The organism is Streptomyces brevispora, assembly GCF_007829885.1.
Taxonomy (GTDB): Bacteria; Actinomycetota; Actinomycetes; order Streptomycetales; family Streptomycetaceae; genus Streptomyces; species Streptomyces brevispora.
Genome location: NZ_VIWW01000001.1, coordinates 3,545,016 through 3,560,886, shown reverse-complemented (window position 1 = coordinate 3,560,886; position 15,871 = coordinate 3,545,016). Strand labels below are relative to the sequence as shown.

The 15,871-nt window shown below is 71.6% G+C and carries 12 protein-coding genes; 5 read left to right on the top strand and 7 right to left on the bottom strand.

Translation table 11 applies throughout. From position 1 onward, the window contains the following. Positions 1 to 42 precede the first annotated feature (42 nt). Both pip and FHX80_RS16590 read left to right on the top strand, forming a co-directional pair. Positions 43 to 1,020 carry a prolyl aminopeptidase gene (gene pip, locus FHX80_RS16595; RefSeq protein ID WP_145764893.1) on the top strand — a complete coding sequence of 326 codons (978 nt, stop codon included), beginning with the start codon at positions 43 to 45 and terminating at the stop codon, positions 1,018 to 1,020. A gap of 114 nt (positions 1,021 to 1,134) precedes the next feature. Then, positions 1,135 to 2,130, top strand: a complete 996-nt coding sequence (locus FHX80_RS16590; RefSeq protein WP_145764892.1) for an aldo/keto reductase — start codon at positions 1,135 to 1,137, stop codon at positions 2,128 to 2,130. A 144-nt stretch (positions 2,131 to 2,274) separates the two neighbouring features. On the opposite strand, the gene thpR is transcribed toward FHX80_RS16590, so the two are convergent. From thpR to FHX80_RS16570, 3 genes are all read right to left on the bottom strand, one after another. Further along, entirely contained in the window at positions 2,275 to 2,847 is a 573-nt protein-coding gene (thpR, locus tag FHX80_RS16580) for an RNA 2',3'-cyclic phosphodiesterase (protein ID WP_145764890.1), read from the bottom strand. 127 nt (positions 2,848 to 2,974) lie between these two features. After that, the gene (locus FHX80_RS16575) at positions 2,975 to 4,309 is read right to left on the bottom strand and encodes an MFS transporter (protein WP_145764889.1); all 1,335 of its coding nucleotides are present in this window, start codon (positions 4,307 to 4,309) and stop codon (positions 2,975 to 2,977) included. A gap of 95 nt (positions 4,310 to 4,404) precedes the next feature. Next, positions 4,405 to 4,845, bottom strand: coding sequence for a MarR family winged helix-turn-helix transcriptional regulator (locus tag FHX80_RS16570; RefSeq protein WP_123460825.1), 441 nt, complete (start codon positions 4,843 to 4,845; stop codon positions 4,405 to 4,407). A gap of 145 nt (positions 4,846 to 4,990) precedes the next feature. Here FHX80_RS16570 and FHX80_RS16565 point away from each other — a divergent pair, with 145 nt between their 5' ends. Continuing rightward, on the top strand, positions 4,991 to 5,200 hold the full coding sequence (locus FHX80_RS16565) for a ribbon-helix-helix protein, CopG family (protein WP_145764888.1): 210 nt from the start codon (positions 4,991 to 4,993) through the stop codon (positions 5,198 to 5,200). A gap of 28 nt (positions 5,201 to 5,228) precedes the next feature. On the opposite strand, the gene FHX80_RS16560 is transcribed toward FHX80_RS16565, so the two are convergent. Next, positions 5,229 to 6,683: an NCS2 family permease gene (locus FHX80_RS16560; RefSeq protein WP_145764887.1), complete on the bottom strand. Its 1,455-nt coding sequence runs from the start codon at positions 6,681 to 6,683 to the stop codon at positions 5,229 to 5,231. 187 nt (positions 6,684 to 6,870) lie between these two features. Here FHX80_RS16560 and FHX80_RS16555 point away from each other — a divergent pair, with 187 nt between their 5' ends. Both FHX80_RS16555 and FHX80_RS16550 read left to right on the top strand, forming a co-directional pair. Then, a complete protein-coding gene (locus tag FHX80_RS16555; RefSeq protein WP_145764886.1) occupies positions 6,871 to 7,170 on the top strand; it encodes a DUF2530 domain-containing protein in 300 nt (99 codons plus the stop codon). A 233-nt stretch (positions 7,171 to 7,403) separates the two neighbouring features. Beyond that, a complete protein-coding gene (locus tag FHX80_RS16550) occupies positions 7,404 to 9,890 on the top strand; it encodes an HAD-IC family P-type ATPase (RefSeq protein WP_145764885.1) in 2,487 nt (828 codons plus the stop codon). A 38-nt stretch (positions 9,891 to 9,928) separates the two neighbouring features. Here FHX80_RS16550 and FHX80_RS16545 read toward each other — a convergent pair whose 3' ends face one another. The 3 genes from FHX80_RS16545 to FHX80_RS16535 all read right to left on the bottom strand — a co-directional run bounded on the left by FHX80_RS16545 (position 9,929) and on the right by FHX80_RS16535 (position 15,733). Beyond that, positions 9,929 to 10,876 carry a hypothetical protein gene (locus FHX80_RS16545; protein WP_145764884.1) on the bottom strand — a complete coding sequence of 316 codons (948 nt, stop codon included), beginning with the start codon at positions 10,874 to 10,876 and terminating at the stop codon, positions 9,929 to 9,931. 273 nt (positions 10,877 to 11,149) lie between these two features. Next, on the bottom strand, positions 11,150 to 14,356 hold the full coding sequence (locus FHX80_RS16540; protein ID WP_145767334.1) for a sacsin N-terminal ATP-binding-like domain-containing protein: 3,207 nt from the start codon (positions 14,354 to 14,356) through the stop codon (positions 11,150 to 11,152). A gap of 441 nt (positions 14,357 to 14,797) precedes the next feature. Further along, positions 14,798 to 15,733, bottom strand: a complete 936-nt coding sequence (locus tag FHX80_RS16535; protein ID WP_145764883.1) for a DUF3027 domain-containing protein — start codon at positions 15,731 to 15,733, stop codon at positions 14,798 to 14,800. Between the last annotated feature and the right edge of the window lie 138 nt (positions 15,734 to 15,871).

Below are 15,871 nucleotides of genomic sequence, written 5' to 3'. Positions count from 1 at the left end.
GTGTCCCCCTTCGCACGCCGCCGCACCGAGGGAGACACCGCCGTGGAACGCCACCCGGACGAGAAGTACCCGCCGATCGAGCCGTACGAGCAGGGGATGCTCGACGTCGGCGAAGGCAACCTCGTGTACTGGGAGGCGTGCGGCAACCCGGCCGGCAAACCCGCCGTCGTCGTGCACGGCGGACCCGGCTCGGGGTGCACCGAGCGGCCCCGGCAGTACTTCGACCCGGACCGCTACCGGGTGATCCTCTTCGACCAGCGCGGCTGCGGCCGCTCCACCCCGCACGCGAGCGACCCGGCCGCCGACATGCGGTTCAACACGACGGACCGGCTGATCGCCGACATGGAGCGGCTGCGCATCCGGCTGGGCATCGACAAGTGGCTGCTGTACGGGGGTTCCTGGGGATCGACGCTGATCCTCGCGTACGCCGAGCAGCACCCGGAGCGGGTCAGCGAGATCGTGATCCCGGCCGTCACCACGACCCGCCGCTCCGAGATCGACTGGCTGTACCGGGTCGCGGGGCGGATCTTCCCCGAGGCACACGACCTGTTCCGGGCCGGGGTCCCGGAGGCCGCGAGCGACGCGACACCGGACGTGCTCGCCGCGTACGCCCGGCGGACGGAGAGCCCCGACCCGGAGGTACGGGCGCGGGCGACGGCCGACTGGTGCGCCTGGGAGGACGCGGTCCTGTCCCAGGAGACGTACACCGGGCCGCCGCCGTACAGCGGCCGGCCCGCCCGGGCGCAGCAGGCGCTGGTACGGATCTGCGCGCACTACTTCTCCAACGGCGCCTGGCTGGAGGAGGGGCAGCTGATCCGGGACGCCGGGCGGCTGGCGGGCATCCCGGGCGTGCTGGTGCACGGGCGGTTCGACCTGGGCGGCCCGCTGATCACCGCGTGGGAGCTGGCGAGGGCGTGGCCGGACGCGGAACTGACCGTCATCGACGGCGCGGGCCATCTCGGCGGGGCGGCGACGAGCCGGGCGGTGCTGGCCGCGCTGGACCGGTTCGCGCGGGAGTAGCGGGCCCGGTACGGCCGGAGCGGGGCGCCCGGCGGGCGGCGGACCGGGGGAGTCCGCCGCGCCTCGGGCATCCGCTCTTGCTTCGAGCGGACTCGAAGGAGTTGGCTTGGCCCCATGAAGTACACGCAGCTCGGACGCACCGGACTCAAAGTCAGCCGCCTCGTCCTGGGGACGATGAACTTCGGCCCCCAGACCAACGAGAGCGACAGCCACACGCTCATGGACGCCGCCCTGGACGCGGGCGTCAATTTCTTCGACACGGCGAACGTCTACGGCTGGGGTGAGAACAAGGGCCGTACCGAGGAGATCCTCGGCACCTGGTTCGCCCAGGGCGGCGACCGCCGCGACAAGGTCGTCCTCGCCACCAAGGTCTACGGCAACATGGGCGCCGACGGCGAGGCGTGGCCCAACCACGACAAGCTGTCCGCGCTCAACATCCGCCGGGCCGTGGACGCCAGCCTGAAGCGGCTGCAGACGGACCACATCGACCTCTACCAGTTCCACCACGTCGACCGGTCCACCCCGATCGAGGAGATCTGGCAGGCCATCGACGTACTGATCCAGCAGGGCAAGATCCTCTACGCGGGCTCGTCCAACTTCGCGGGTTACAAGATCGCCCAGGCCAATGAGGTCGCCCGGCAGCGCGGCAGCTACGGCCTGGTCAGCGAGCAGTGCATCTACAACCTGATGGAGCGGGGTGCCGAGATGGAGGTCATCCCGGCCGCCCAGGAGTACGGCCTCGGCGTCATTCCGTGGTCGCCGCTGCACGGCGGGCTGCTCGGTGGCGCGCTCCGCAAGGAGCGCGAGGGCGGCGGCGCCCGGTCCACCTCGGGCCGCTCCGCCGAGGCGCTCGCCGACCCGAAGGTGCGGGCGCAGGTCCAGGCGTACGAGGACCTGCTGGAGAAGCACGGTCTGGAGCCCGGCGAGGCCGGTCTGGCCTGGCTGCTGACCCGGCCCGGCGTCACCGGCCCGATCTCGGGTCCGCGTACGCGTGAGCAGCTCGACTCCGCGCTGCGCGCCGTGGAGCTGGAGCTGTCGGACGAGGTGCTGACCGCGCTGGACGGGATCTTCCCCGGTCCGGGCCCGTCGCCGGAGAACTTCGCCTGGTAGGTACGGGCTCGCGTGCGGCCGCCCCGGCAGGCTGATCAGCCGAGGGCGGCCGCCGCTGCGACGACGACGAACATCAGCACGAGCACGGCCGCCATAATGCGGTTTCTGGTCTTGGGGTCCACCCGACGAGCGTAACCGCCCCGCTCACCGGCCCAGCGGCCAGGCCCGCACCACCTCGTACCGCGGCTGCTCCCCCGGCACCCCGTCCACCGGCAGATCGCTGCGTACGAGGCTGAGCTCACCGGTCTCCCAGCGCATGCCCTCGAAGCCCCCCAGGGCCGCGGTGAACGGGGCCAGATCCGCTTCGTCGCGGCTGCGGGCGAGGGTGAGGTGCGGGGTGTAGCGGCGGTGCTCCTCCATCGGGAGCCCGGCCCGGCGGGCGGCGGCGTGGGCGCGTTCGGCCAGCAGCCGCATGGTGTCCAGGTCGCCCGCGGCCCCCGCCCACAGGACCCGCCCGCCGAACCGGCCGGCCCCGTGGACGCGCAGCGGGAACGCCGGGGTGCGGTGGGCGGCCCGCTCCAGCCGGCTGTACAGATCGGGCAGCACCTCCTCGTCGACGTTTCCGAGGAAGGCCAGGGTGAAGTGCCGGCCGGCCGGGCCGGTCCAGCGCAGCGCGTCGGCGCCGGGCAGGGCGTGGAGCGGGGCCACCGCACGGCGGAGTTCCCGCAGGGCGGGGTCCGGCGGCAGCACGGCGGTGAAGAGTCTCGTGCGGCTCATGGGGCGAGTGTCGCACCGCCCCGGCCGCACCCCGGGGCGGTCTTCGGGAAGTCCCCCGCACGTGCCACGGCCCCGTACCGGGGATACCCGGTCGGGGCCGTGATCGCGTAGGTACGACCGGCGGTGCTCAGGCCGCCGTGGCCAGCTGCTCGCGCGGGACGAACCGCACGCGCCGGCGGCCGGGGCGCAGGTCGACCTGGAGGCGCAGGCCGCCGACGCGGGCCAGCATGAAGCCGACGCCGAGCGCGGCCACCAGGGAGAACGCACCGCCGACCGCCATACCGGTCCGGACGCCGTACCCGTCACTGATCCAGCCGACGATCGGGGCGCCCACCGGCGTACCGCCGGCGAAGACCATCATGTACAGGCTCATCACCCGGCCGCGCATGGCCGGGTCGGCCGCCATCTGGACGCTGGTGTTCGCGATGATGTTGGTCGTCAGACCGATCATGCCGATCGGGACGAGCAGGATCGAGAACAGCCAGACGGACGGCGAGACGGAGGCGATGATCTCCAGCGCGCCGAAGACGGAGCCCGCGAGGACCAGCGTCCGCAGCCGCGAGGAGCGACGGCGGGCGGCGAGCAGGGCCCCGACGAGGGAACCGGCGGCCATCAGGATGTTGAAGAACGAGTACATCCCGGCGCCGCCGTGGAAGATCTCGTCCGCGAAGGCCGTCAGATAGATCGGGAAGTTGAAGCCGAAGGTGCCGACGAAGCCGACGAGGACGATCGGCCAGATCAGATCCGGACGGCCGGAGACGTAGCGCAGCCCTTCGCGCAGCTGCCCCTTGGCGCGCGGTACGACAACAGCCTTGTGCAGCTCGCTCGTACGCATCATCAGCAGGCCGACGAGCGGTGCGAGGAACGACAGGCCGTTGAACATGAAGGCCCAGCCGCTGCCGACCGTGGTGATCAGCACACCCGCGACGGCGGGGCCGATGAGCCGGGCGGACTGGAAGTTCGCCGAGTTCAGGCTGACCGCGTTCCGCAGCTGGGCGGGGCCGACCATCTCGGAGACGAACGACTGGCGGGCCGGGTTGTCCACGACCGTGACCATGCCGAGCAGGAAGGCGATCAGGTAGACGTGCCACACCTGGACCACGCCGGAGAGCGTGAGCACCGCGAGCGCGACACCGCACAGGCCGAGCGCGGCCTGGCTGAAGAGCAGGAGCTTGCGCTTCGGGAGACGGTCGGCGATGACGCCGCCGTACAGGCCGAAGAGCAGCATGGGGAGGAACTGGAGGGCCGTGGTGATGCCGACGGCGGCGGCGGACCCGGTGAGGCTCAGGACGAGCCAGTCCTGCGTGATGCGGGACATCCAGGTACCGGTGTTGGAGATCACGGCGCCCGTGGCGAACAGGCGGTAGTTACGGATCTTCAGCGACGAGAAGGTCCCGCCGGGCTTGCTCTCGTGGGTGGAAGTCGGTGCGGGGGCGGAGTCTGCTCCGGATCCCGTACTCAAAAGGGTTCGCCTCCTCGGGCGTGGACGCTGCGCGGGCTGACGGGGATGCGGCGGTGGGGCGGTGCGCCGGTTCCGGTCCGGCGCGGCCCGCTCCGCTACAGGTGGGCGAGCTTCTCCAGCACGGGCGCCGCGTTGCGCAGCGTCTCCCACTCGTCCTCGTCCAGGCCTTCGGCGAGGGTGGTCAGCCAGGCGTTCCGCTTGGAGCGGCTCTCGGCGAGCATGGCCTCGGCCTGCTCGGTCTGGCTGACCATCTTCTGACGACGGTCATCGGGGTGCGGTTCCAGTCTGACGAGTCCCTTTGCTTCCAGCAGCGCGACGATGCGGGTCATCGACGGCGGCTGTACGTGCTCCTTGCGGGCCAGCTCACCGGGGGTGGCCGAACCGCAGCGGGCGAGCGTGCCGAGCACCGACATCTCGGTGGGGCTCAGCGACTCGTCGACGCGCTGGTGCTTGAGGCGCCGGCCGAGCAGCATCACGGCGGAGCGAAGGGAGCTCACGGCGGCGGCACTGTCGCCGTCGTGGATCAGGTCAGGCATGTTTATTAGCGTAACTCATTACCTACCCTAAAGACCACTCGGTGGTACACGCGCGAGAGCCGAATCACCAATCGATCACCCAAACGAGTGAGTCGGCTGCGAAAAGTCACGCGTGTCGGGCCCGGAGGACGTAACCCTGCATGCCATGGGATCGACAGTGCTCAGCCTGCGGATAGACGGTGAGCTGCTCGACCGGCTCAAGCGGCACGCGGCCAAACGCGGAATGAGCGTCCAGGACTATGTGGTCCGGACGCTCATTCGCGACGACTTCGACGAGCGCTTCCAGGCGGCCGTCGACGAGACAGAGAAGTTCTACGGGGCGGAAGAAGGAGTCACGGCCGACGAGGTCACCTGACCCCGCCGGCCGTGCGCCCGCGAAGGGATCACGTGAGGCCGAGCGCCGGCATCGCGTAGTAGAAGACGAAGACCGCCGACACCACGTACATGGCCACGGGCACCGAGCGACCGCGCCCGGCGGCCAGCCGCAGCACGCAGAACGTGATGAAGCCGATGCCGATGCCGTTGGTGATCGAGTACGTGAACGGCATCATCACCATGGCGAGGAAGGCCGGGATCGAGAGCGTGTAGTCGCTCCAGTCGATGTCCCGCACCGAGCCCGCGATGATCAGGAAGCCCACCGCGAGCAGCGCCGGAGTGGCCGCCTGCGAGGGGACCATCGTCGCCAGTGGTGTCAGGAACAGTGCTGCCGTGAACAGCAGACCCGTCACGACGCTCGCGAAGCCCGTGCGGGCCCCCTCGCCGACGCCCGCCGTGGACTCCACGAAGCAGGTGCCCGCCGAGGCGGAGCTCGCACCGCCGGCGGCGACCGCGATGCCGTCGACGAACAGCACCTTGTTGATGCCGGGGAAGTTGCCGTCCTTGTCCGTCAGCTTGGCCTCGTCGCCGACGCCGAGGATGGTGCCCATCGCGTCGAAGAAGCAGGACAGCAGCACGGTGAAGACGAACAGGATGCCGGTCAGTACGCCGACCTTGCCGAAGCCGCCGAACAGGCTGACCTCGCCGATCAGCCCGAAGTCCGGGGTGGCGACCGGATTGCCCGGCCACTGCGGGACGGTCAGACCCCAGGCGTCGGCCGGCAGGTCCGCGATCGCGTCGATGACCAGCGCGACGACCGTCATCGCCACGATGGAGATCAGGATCGCGCCCGGCATCTTGCGGACGATCAGCGCGAGGGTGAGCAGCGCGCCGAGGACGAAGACCAGGACCGGCCAGCCGTTGAGGTGGCCGTCGTGGCCGAGCTGGAGCGGGACGGTGGTGTGCGCGGCGTCCGGGATGCGGGAGACGAAGCCCGAGTCGACCAGGCCGATCAGCAGGATGAAGAGGCCGATGCCGATCGCGATGCCCTTGCGGAGCGAGGTCGGTACGGCGTTCATCACGCGTTCCCGCAGCCCGGTCGCGACCAGCAGCATGACCACGACGCCCGCGAGGACGACCATGCCCATCGCGTCGGGCCAGCTCATCCGGGGGGCGAGCTGGAGGGCGACGACGGTGTTGACGCCGAGGCCCGCGGCCAGCGCGATCGGCACGTTGCCGATGACGCCCATGAGGAGGGTGGAGAAGGCCGCGACCAGCACCGTCGCGGTGACCAGCTGGCCACCGTCGAGCTGGTGACCGTACATGTCCTTCGCGCTGCCCAGGATGATCGGGTTCAGCACGATGATGTACGCCATCGCGAAGAAGGTGGCGAATCCGCCGCGGATCTCACGCGCGACCGACGACCCCCGCTCGGAGATCTTGAAGAAACGATCCAGGCCACCCGAGGGCTGGGGAGCCGGGGGCTGATCGGAGTCGACCGGAGCAGTGGCCGAGGAGGACATGTAGGACCTCAGTCATATGTAGAGGGAGACTAAATGCGGTCAGCTTTGGACTTTCATACGAACAATTTAAGTCAGTCGTAAGCAGATTCAGTATGAATACATAAGCCGAAGATCGCTATCTCCGCGCGTAGACCCATGGGCCGACTGACCCGGCGGCCTATGTGCACACGCCGCATACACTGACCGCATGGCGAAGTGGACACCGAAGCACGAGGCACCCGAGCCCCTGGAGGGGCCTGTCGTCGCGACCATCACCGGCGGCACGATCCTCTGGTTCGTCCTCTTCCTCGTCCAGCTCCCGTTCTACGGCTGGTTCGACGACCACGGACACCTGTGGTGGGTGTGGACCTGCCTGGCCGGTGCGGGCCTCGGCCTGATCGGCATCTGGTACGTGCGGGGACGCGACGCCGCGATCAAGCGGGCCGCCGCGGCTGGCGCCGCCGCCCCGCGGGACTGCTCCGGGGACACCCCCGGCGCCACCGCCTGAGACCACGGCACCGGCCCCCACCTCCCGTTCACGGCCCCGCGCCCTCGTCGGGGATCAGAGCATCCGGTCCCGCACCCTCGTCGGGGATCAGAGCATCCGGCCCCGCACCAGTGCCGAAAGTCAGAGGGCGGCCCCCCTCGCCGTACTGCCACGGGACGATTCCCGTCCTCCCCCGGTCTGATCTTCGGACCCCCGGCGGGTGAAGCGGACGTTGCACCCGTACCGTCTGAACCATGACTCAGCGGGCACACGGCCCCTCCGGGGATGAGCCGAACAGATCCTCAAGGCCTTCCGGCACCGACCGGCCGGTGATGATCGACGCCGGGAGCGAGCTCGACCCGGTCCACCCGGTCGGACTGCCGGCTCCGGCGGACGCCGGGCGCGGGCTGACCGCGGCCGAGGTCGCCGAGCGCATCGCCCGCGGCGAGGTCAACGACGTCCCGGTCCGCTCGTCCCGCTCCATGAGCGAGATCGTCCGCGCCAACGTCTTCACCCGGTTCAACCTGATCATCGGCCTGCTCTGGCTGATCATGCTGTTCGTCGCGCCGATCCAGGACAGCCTCTTCGGCTTCGTGATCATCGCCAACACCGGCATCGGCATCGTGCAGGAGTGGCGGGCCAAGAAGACCCTGGACAGCCTCGCGGTCATCGGCGAGGCCAAACCCACCGTGCGGCGGGACGGCGTCGCGGCCGAGATCTCCACCTCCGAGATCGTCCTGGGCGATCTCGTCGAGCTCGGCCCCGGCGACAAGGTCGTCGTGGACGGCAGGGTCGCCGAGGCCGACAGCCTGGAGATCGACGAATCACTGCTCACCGGCGAGGCCGACCCGGTACTGAAACGGCCCGGAGACCCCGTCATGTCCGGCAGCTTCGTGGTCGCGGGCGGCGGGGCGTTCGCCGCCACCAAGGTCGGCCGCGAGGCCTACGCCGCACAGCTCGCCGAGGAGGCCTCCCGCTTCACGCTCGTCCAGTCCGAGCTGCGCAGCGGCATCTCCACCATCCTCAAGTACGTCACCTGGATGATGATCCCGACCGCGATCGGCCTGGTCCTCAGCCAGCTGGTGGTGAAGGACAACAACTTCAGGGAGTCCATCGCCCGGACCGTCGGCGGCATCGTCCCGATGATCCCGGAGGGCCTGGTCCTGCTCACCTCGGTCGCCTTCGCGATCGGCGTCGTACGGCTGGGCCGCAAGCAGTGCCTGGTGCAGGAGCTCCCCGCCATCGAGGGCCTGGCCCGGGTCGACATCGTCTGCCTGGACAAGACCGGCACCCTCACCGAGGGCGGCATGGACGTCACCGAGGTCCGCGCGCTGAACGGCGTGGACGAGCCGTACCTGCACCGGGTGCTGGCCGCCCTCGGCGCCTCCGACACCCGGCCCAACGCCAGCCTCCAGGCGATCATCGACGCCTACCCGGTCCCGGACGGCAAGGACTGGGGCATCACGCAGGCGCTGCCGTTCTCCTCGGCCCGCAAGTACAGCGGCGCCGCCTTCGACGAGGACGACGGGCGGACATCCGCCTGGCTGCTCGGTGCCCCCGATGTGCTGCTGCCCGAGGAGGACCCGGCCCTCACCGAGATCGACCAGCTCAACCAGCAGGGCCTGCGGGTCCTGCTGCTGGCCCGCGTCGAGGGCCCGCTCGACGGGCCCGGCATCGCGGCCGGGGCCCTGCCCAGCGCGCTGATCGTGCTGGAACAGCGGCTGCGGCCCGACGCACGGGAGACCCTCGCCTACTTCGCCGACCAGCGGGTCGCCACGAAGGTGATCTCCGGCGACAACGCGGTCTCGGTCGGCGCCGTCGCCGCGAAGCTCGGGCTGGCGGGCGCCGAACACACCATGGACGCGCGCCGGCTGCCCACCGACCCGGACGAGCTGGCCACGGCCATGGAGAACAACACGGTCTTCGGCCGCGTCACCCCGCAGCAGAAGCGGGAGATGGTCGCCGCACTCCAGTCCCGAGGCCACACCGTCGCGATGACGGGCGACGGGGTCAACGACGTCCTCGCCCTTAAGGACGCCGACATCGGCGTCTCGATGGGTTCCGGCTCGGAGGCGACCAGGGCCGTCGCCCAGATCGTGCTGCTTAACAACAGCTTCGCGACGCTGCCGTCCGTCGTCGCCGAGGGCCGCCGGGTCATCGGCAACATCACCCGGGTCGCCACCCTGTTCCTGACGAAGACCGTCTACTCGGTGCTGCTGGCCATCCTGGTGGTCTGCTTCCAGGTCGAGTACCCGTTCCTGCCGCGGCACCTGACACTGCTGTCGACGCTGACGATCGGCATCCCGGCGTTCTTCCTCGCCCTGGCCCCCAACAAGGAACGCGCGCACCCGCACTTCGTACGCCGCGTCATGCGGTACTCGATCCCGTCGGGCACCATCGCGGCCGTCGCCACCTTCGTGACGTACCTGCTCGCCCGGCACCACTACGTGGGCCCCGGCTCGCTGGACGCGGAGACCAGCGCGGCCACACTCACGCTGTTCCTGGTCTCGATGTGGGTCCTGGCGATCATCGCCCGCCCCTACACCTGGTGGCGGATCTGCCTGGTGGCCGCGATGGGCCTGGCGTTCCTGGTCGTGCTCGTGGTGCCGTGGCTGCAGAACTTCTTCGCCCTGAAGCTGGTGGGTGCGCAGATGCCGTGGACGGCGGTGGGCATCGCCGTGATCGCCTCGGCCGCCCTGGAGTACGCCTGGCGCCTGGTGAGCCGCCGCTTCCCGGTGTAACGGGGGAAGCGGCGGCCCGGACAAGCAGCCGGGAGGGGCTACTTCACGTCGACGTAGTCACCCGTGGCGGTGGCCGCGGGAGTGGTGGACGTACCGGCGAAGCTGTAACGCCAGTAACCGTCGACCGTGGCCTTGACCGTGGTCTTCAGGTCACCCTTGTTGTTCGTCTTGACGGTCTTCACCGTCGTGTAGGTGCTGCTGCCCTTCTTGCGGAACTGGAGCTTCACCGGCTGGACGGTGTAGCCGTGGTACTTCAGGTCGTCGAAGTTCGCCCGCGACAGCCATCCGGTGACCGTGAGGGTCTTGCCCTTCTTGACCGGCTCCGGAGAGGCGTTGACGGTCTGCTTCGACGCGCGCTGGAGGCTGGAGCCGCCCAGGTTGTCCTGAAGGGCGAAGCCGATCTTGGAGAAGTCGGGGTTCTCCAGGTTGTCCTGGCCGTTGTAGTCGACGGCGAAGCCCATCGCCTTCCACTTCGTGGCGTCGGCGTTGCCGATCAGGTCGAAGCCGGGCACGACGGCGATGTTGCCCTTGCAGGTGGCGACCTTGGCGGACACCGCCTTGCAGACGGGGATGACATCGCCGTACAGCTCGTTCTTCGGGGAGTCGAACGAGCCGCGGTAGAGGGAGACGTCGAGCGCGAAGTCCGACGCGAAGATGTCCACATCGGCGGCGTGCGTCACGGTGAAGGTGGTCGCCACCCGCTTCGTGTACGTGGTCCCCACGACGATCGGCTTGCCGCCGTTGACGGTGAACTTGGAGAAGGTGAGGTCGAGCTGGGCCGGGATGGGCTCGGCCGCGGGCGCGGCCGAGCGCGCACCGGTCTTCGCGGCGGAGGGCGCGGCGGAGGCGGCCTGGGCCGCGCGCGCGACGGCGGCGGCCGAGTCGGCCGAAGCGTGCGCGCCGTCGGCCTGGGCGGCCGAAGGGAGGACGAAAGCGGAAAGGGCCAGGGCGCCGCTGACGGCGGCAACGGTGGCACGAGTGCGCATGTTCTGTTCCCCAAGTTGGAGAAGGGGGTCCGCGACGGACGTATGTCCGCCCGGACCCAGAATCGTCGGTGAAGCACGAAGCCTGGTGACTTCACAGACGAGACCATCGCCAACCCCGAAGGGTTGTGCGGGCCTTGAGTATTTTCTGTGAATTTTCCACAGGGCTTCCTGTGGAAACCCTGTGGATCCCGGGCCGGTCGTGGCAGCAGTGCGGTTCGGCGTCGGGCCCGGGCCCGACGCCGAAGCCCCGCGACGGCCGGCGGCGGGCCGTACTCAGTCGAACCAGCGGTCCCGGGCCAGTTCCTCCGAGCGCGACGGGTCCTCCAGCAGGGCCGCGACCTCGAAGCGGCGCGGCCACTGGCCCGCCGCCCAGGCCAGGCCCGCCGCGACGCCCTCCAGGGTCGCGGCGTGCACGGTTCCGTCCGGGGTGCGGCGCCAGTCCAGTTCGACGCCGCCCGCGCGCAGTTCACCGTGCTCGACGTAGGTGTCCGGGGTGCCCGCGCCGAGCAGGACGCGCACCGGCTCCGGCACCCGGCGCTCCTCGCCGTCGCTCGTCACCTCCGCCTCGACGCTCTCCCCGAGCCGCCGCACCTGGAACAGCTCGGCCAGCTCCGCCGCGTTCGCCGGGGCGACCGGCAGGAGCGGCAGGCCCGCGGTCAGCGGCAGCAGATCGGGCGCGTCCGCGATCACCGCGTCCGCCGCGTCGACGACCCGCACCTCGCCGTCGACCACGGCCCGCAACTCGTCCGGCAGCGTGACCTGTTCCGGGTCGAGATCGGCCAGCGCCGTGTACAGGGAGTGCAGCTGTACGGGACCGACCCGGCGGTCCTCGTCCGCGAGCCGGCCCAGCAGTTCGGCCGAACCGCCGGGCTCGTCCAGCAGGGCGGCGACCGAGGTGCGCACCCCGAGGGCGCGCAGCACCTGGGCGTCGTCGAAGCCGGTCGCGTCGGCGGAGTCGTACAGGCCCGCCAGCAGGGGATCGCCCCCGTCGGCGCGCAGGCCCGCCGGGCGGCGGCCGTCCAGCACCGGGTGGTCGCGCAGCCACCAGGAGGTGTACGGGCGCACGGACCGCGTGGTGCCGTCCGGGAGCAGCACCCGTACCGGCTGGGTCAGTGCGTCGCGCAGCGGCGGTTGGGCGAGGAGTGCGAGCGCCTGGGGCCAGGCGTCGTCGTCGACCAGGTCGAGGTCGCGGACGGCGACGAGTTCGGTGGCGACCGGCGGCACCGGTGTGTCCGGGAGCTGGTCGATGATGTCCTCGCACCACACGTCGACGGCGTCGAGCAGCCCGGCGTCGTCGGGTTCGGCGAAGTCGCCGTCGCGCGGCTCCAGTTCGTCCGGGTCCAGGACCACATCGGTGGCCCGCACCAGTGCGAAGGTGGCCAGCACCCCGCAGGCGGTGAGCGGCTGCTCGCCCCAGCGGTCGGCCAACTCCTGGTCGCACAGGGCGAGTTCGCCGTCGCGCATGATGTCGGCGAACGGGCTTGCGGGCAGCACGAGTTCACCGGCCGGTGCGGGCTCGCCGTCCTCGTCCGGCAGGGCGAGCGCCCCGAGCCAGGGCTCGTCGCCGGGTGCCAGGTCGGCGTCCCGGACCAGGGTGAGGACGGTCTCCACGAGCTCGTCGCCGTCGAGCGCGTCCTCGTCCCAGATCTCGCCCGCGTCCAGCGAACCGGCGACGGCGGCCCGCACCTGCGGGGTCGTCAGCACGGCGCGCGGGCTCGCGGGCAGGGCGCCGAGCTTCTCCAGGAGCGGGTGGGCGGCGTCCGGGTGGGCGACCTTCAGTCCGAGCCGGGCGAGCCGGTCCAGGACCGGGCCGGTCAGCGCGTCCGGGAGCGGGAGCAGGACCTGCCGGGGGCCGATGGTGGTACGGGGGACGGCCGGGGCCCCGGGGCCCGGCCCCTGGGACGTCGTCCCGGCGAGCGGCACCGGCAGCCCGGAGAGCCGGTCCGGGTCGACGCCGGCCAGGCTGTCGTACAGCCGCCGCCACCAGCCCGGGTCGCGTTCCAGCCCGGCGAGCCGGTCGATCGCCTCGGTCAGCGGCACCCGGGCGACGCCGAGCGTGCGCAGCTCGACCCGGCGCTCCAGGCCGGCGGGCAGCAGACACGGCAGCACCTCGGCCAGCACCGCGACCGTCTCCGCGCCGACCCCCTCCAGCACCTCGGCCTCGACGGGCCGCAGGGCGGTGGTGTCCTTGCGGCTGTCGTCGGTCCCCGCGTCCCAGTCGTCCCACCGGTCGGGCTCGGCGGCGGGTTCGCGCGGGGCGGCCGGTTCCAGGAACGCGACGCGCGGCAGCCGCTCCAGGATCGCGCCGCGCAGCGCGCCGTCCAGTTCGCCCTTGCCGAGCGGTCCGGGCACGAGAGCGATGGTGGCGACGGAGACCGGCTGCCAGTCGGCGAGCAGTTCGGCGTACGCGTCGGCCGCGCGCTGCACCAGGAAGTCGGTGAGCGGGCCCGGCGCGGGGTGGCGGCGGGTGGTGTCCAGCGGCAGTGACGCGATGAGCAGCGCGGGTACGCCGAGCGGTTCGTCGGTGGGGGTCGGCGCGTGCATGACGGGTGCGGTACGGGGGTGCACCGGCGCGCCCTCCGCGTCCACCGGGACGGCCCAGGTCACCGACCAGTGCGGGCGCAGCCGTTCCTCCAGCGGGCGGTCGGCGAGCAGGGCGGGCTCGACGGGGCCGTGGTGGGCGACGGTGCGCCAGCGGTTCGTACCGTGCGCGGAGTCCACGACGTGCGTGTACGGGCCGTGCTGCGAGCGACTCAACGTCCGTACGGTGTCCGGGGTTTCGATGACGATCTCGTCGAGTCCGCGCAGGGTGAGCAGCAGTGCGTCGTCGACGGCGTCGAGCAGCCGGCCGACCAGGTCCTCGGCGCCGCCGTCGCGCAGCGGCAGGACGACGACGGTGTCGTAGCCGTCCGGCGCGGTGCCCTCGGCGGGCAGCGGGAGCCGCAGCAGGGGGACGTGGCCGTCGCGGCGGCGGAGCTCGTCGCCCAGTCCGGGGCTCCCGACGGCGGCTTCCCGGGCGAGTTCGCGGGCCTCCGAGAGGGACCAGCGCACGCCGCCGTGCCGGCCGATGACGGCGGGCTCGTCGCTGACGGCGAGCACGGCGGCGAACCCGACGCCGAACCTGCCCACGGCGGACTCGTGGCCCTCGCGCTTGGCGGAGGCGCGCAGGGTGGACAGCGACTCCACCCCGGTGGCGTCCAGGGGCGCTCCGGTGTTGGCGGCGGCGAGGACGGCGGGGGCGTCGGCGGTCGCCGGGCGCAGGGTGAGGCGGAGCCGGCCGGATGCCTGGGCGCGGGCGGCGGCGTCGGCGGCGTTCTGCGCCAGTTCGACGACGAGGCGGTCGCGGTAGCCGCCGAGCGCGAGGTCCTCCTCGGCGTTGGCGTCCTCACGGAAGCGGGCGGGACCGGCCCCCCAGGCGTCGAGCACGCCGCGCCGCAGCCGTGCGGTGCCGAATGGGTCGGCCCCCTCGGTCGCAATCATGCTCACGCTGTGACTCCCTCTTCCGGTGCCGGGTACCCGTGCCGCCAAGTGTGCGCCCCGAAGCTACCGGGTCCGCGCGAGCGGCCCTGCCCGCAATCGCCGGACGGGGTGGGGTACCCGGCCCCCGGGGGAACAGCAGCAACCCGGACACGGCAAGCGATTCAAGCCCGCCCGGCACAACCGAACCCGCCCGCCACACCCACCCGAGCCCGTCCGGCGATTGAGGACGGAACCGGCGAGCCGGAACAACCCGCACAAAACCAAGCCGGCCCGGCACAACCAAGCCGGCCCGGCACGACCAAGCCCGTCTGTCACAACCAAGCCCGTCCGGCGATTGAGGACAACGCGGTACGACGGAGCCGCCCGCCGGAGCCGCCCGCCGGAGCAGCCCCCGGAGCAGCCCGCCAGGGCACCCCGCACGGACCCGCCCCAGGCCACCGCCTACGAGTGGCCGAGGTCCTCCGACGGCGCATCCGGCTCCACCGGCACGGAGCCGGAATCCCGCGCCGGACGCAGCGGGTACTCGTCCACCTGCATCGTGTCCAGCGCATGCGGCGCCGGCTTCGGCGGCTTCGGCATCACCGCGGCCTCCGAATGCCCACCGCAGCCGTACGACAGGGACACCACATGCCCGTCCGCCGGACCGAACTCGTTCGCGCACACCCCGAAGGCCTGCTTCAGCGAACCCGCCAGCGGCACCAGGAAGGCACACGACACGCAGGAGGCCGGGGCGGCCTGGGCCATCGGCGTCTTCGCGCCGAACCCCTCGTCCCAGCGGTCGGCCGCCGCATGCAGCCCGTACCGCGACAGCACCCGCGCACGCCGCATCCCGAGTTCGTCCGCGACCGCCGCGATCGAACCGCGGCGCGGGGGCTGCGGGCGCGTCGTCAGCTCCGCGTCCTCCGACTCGACGAGGTCGGCCAGCTCACCCGAGACCGCGGCGACCGCGGAATTGGGCGGCGGCTCGTCGTCGCCGGTGTAACCGGGCTCCAGACGCAGGTCGTCCGCCTCGGTGGGCAGCAGATCGCCCGGCCCCATGTCGCCCGGCCGCAGCCGCTCGCTCCACGGCACCCACTCCGGCGCGAGCAGCGCTTCGCCTCCCGGCAGCAGCACCGTTTCGTCAAGCGTGACGTTCTTCGCCCGGGAGGCCCTGGCGACCGTCACAGCCCAGCGCCAGCCCCGGTAGGCCGGGTCCTCGCACTCGAAGTAGTGCGTGACGACCCGGTCCCCCTCGGGGACCACGTCCACATGCTCACCCACGACCCCTGGCGCGGCTGCCTCCTCGGCCGCCGCGCGGGCGAGGTCTACCGCCTCGGCGCACAAACGGTCGGGAACAGGGGTACGGGCCGTACGGCTTCGCGTCGTCGCAGCACTCACAGGTCTCGCTTCTCTCCTACGCCAGTCTCACGAGCGCGCCAGCACATCCATCGATTTCGGCCATACGGTTGCGGGCGGAGCGGACCTGGGGGCCGCGTCGACGTCCACACCCGTTGTGCCTGCCTCGGGCGCACCTTC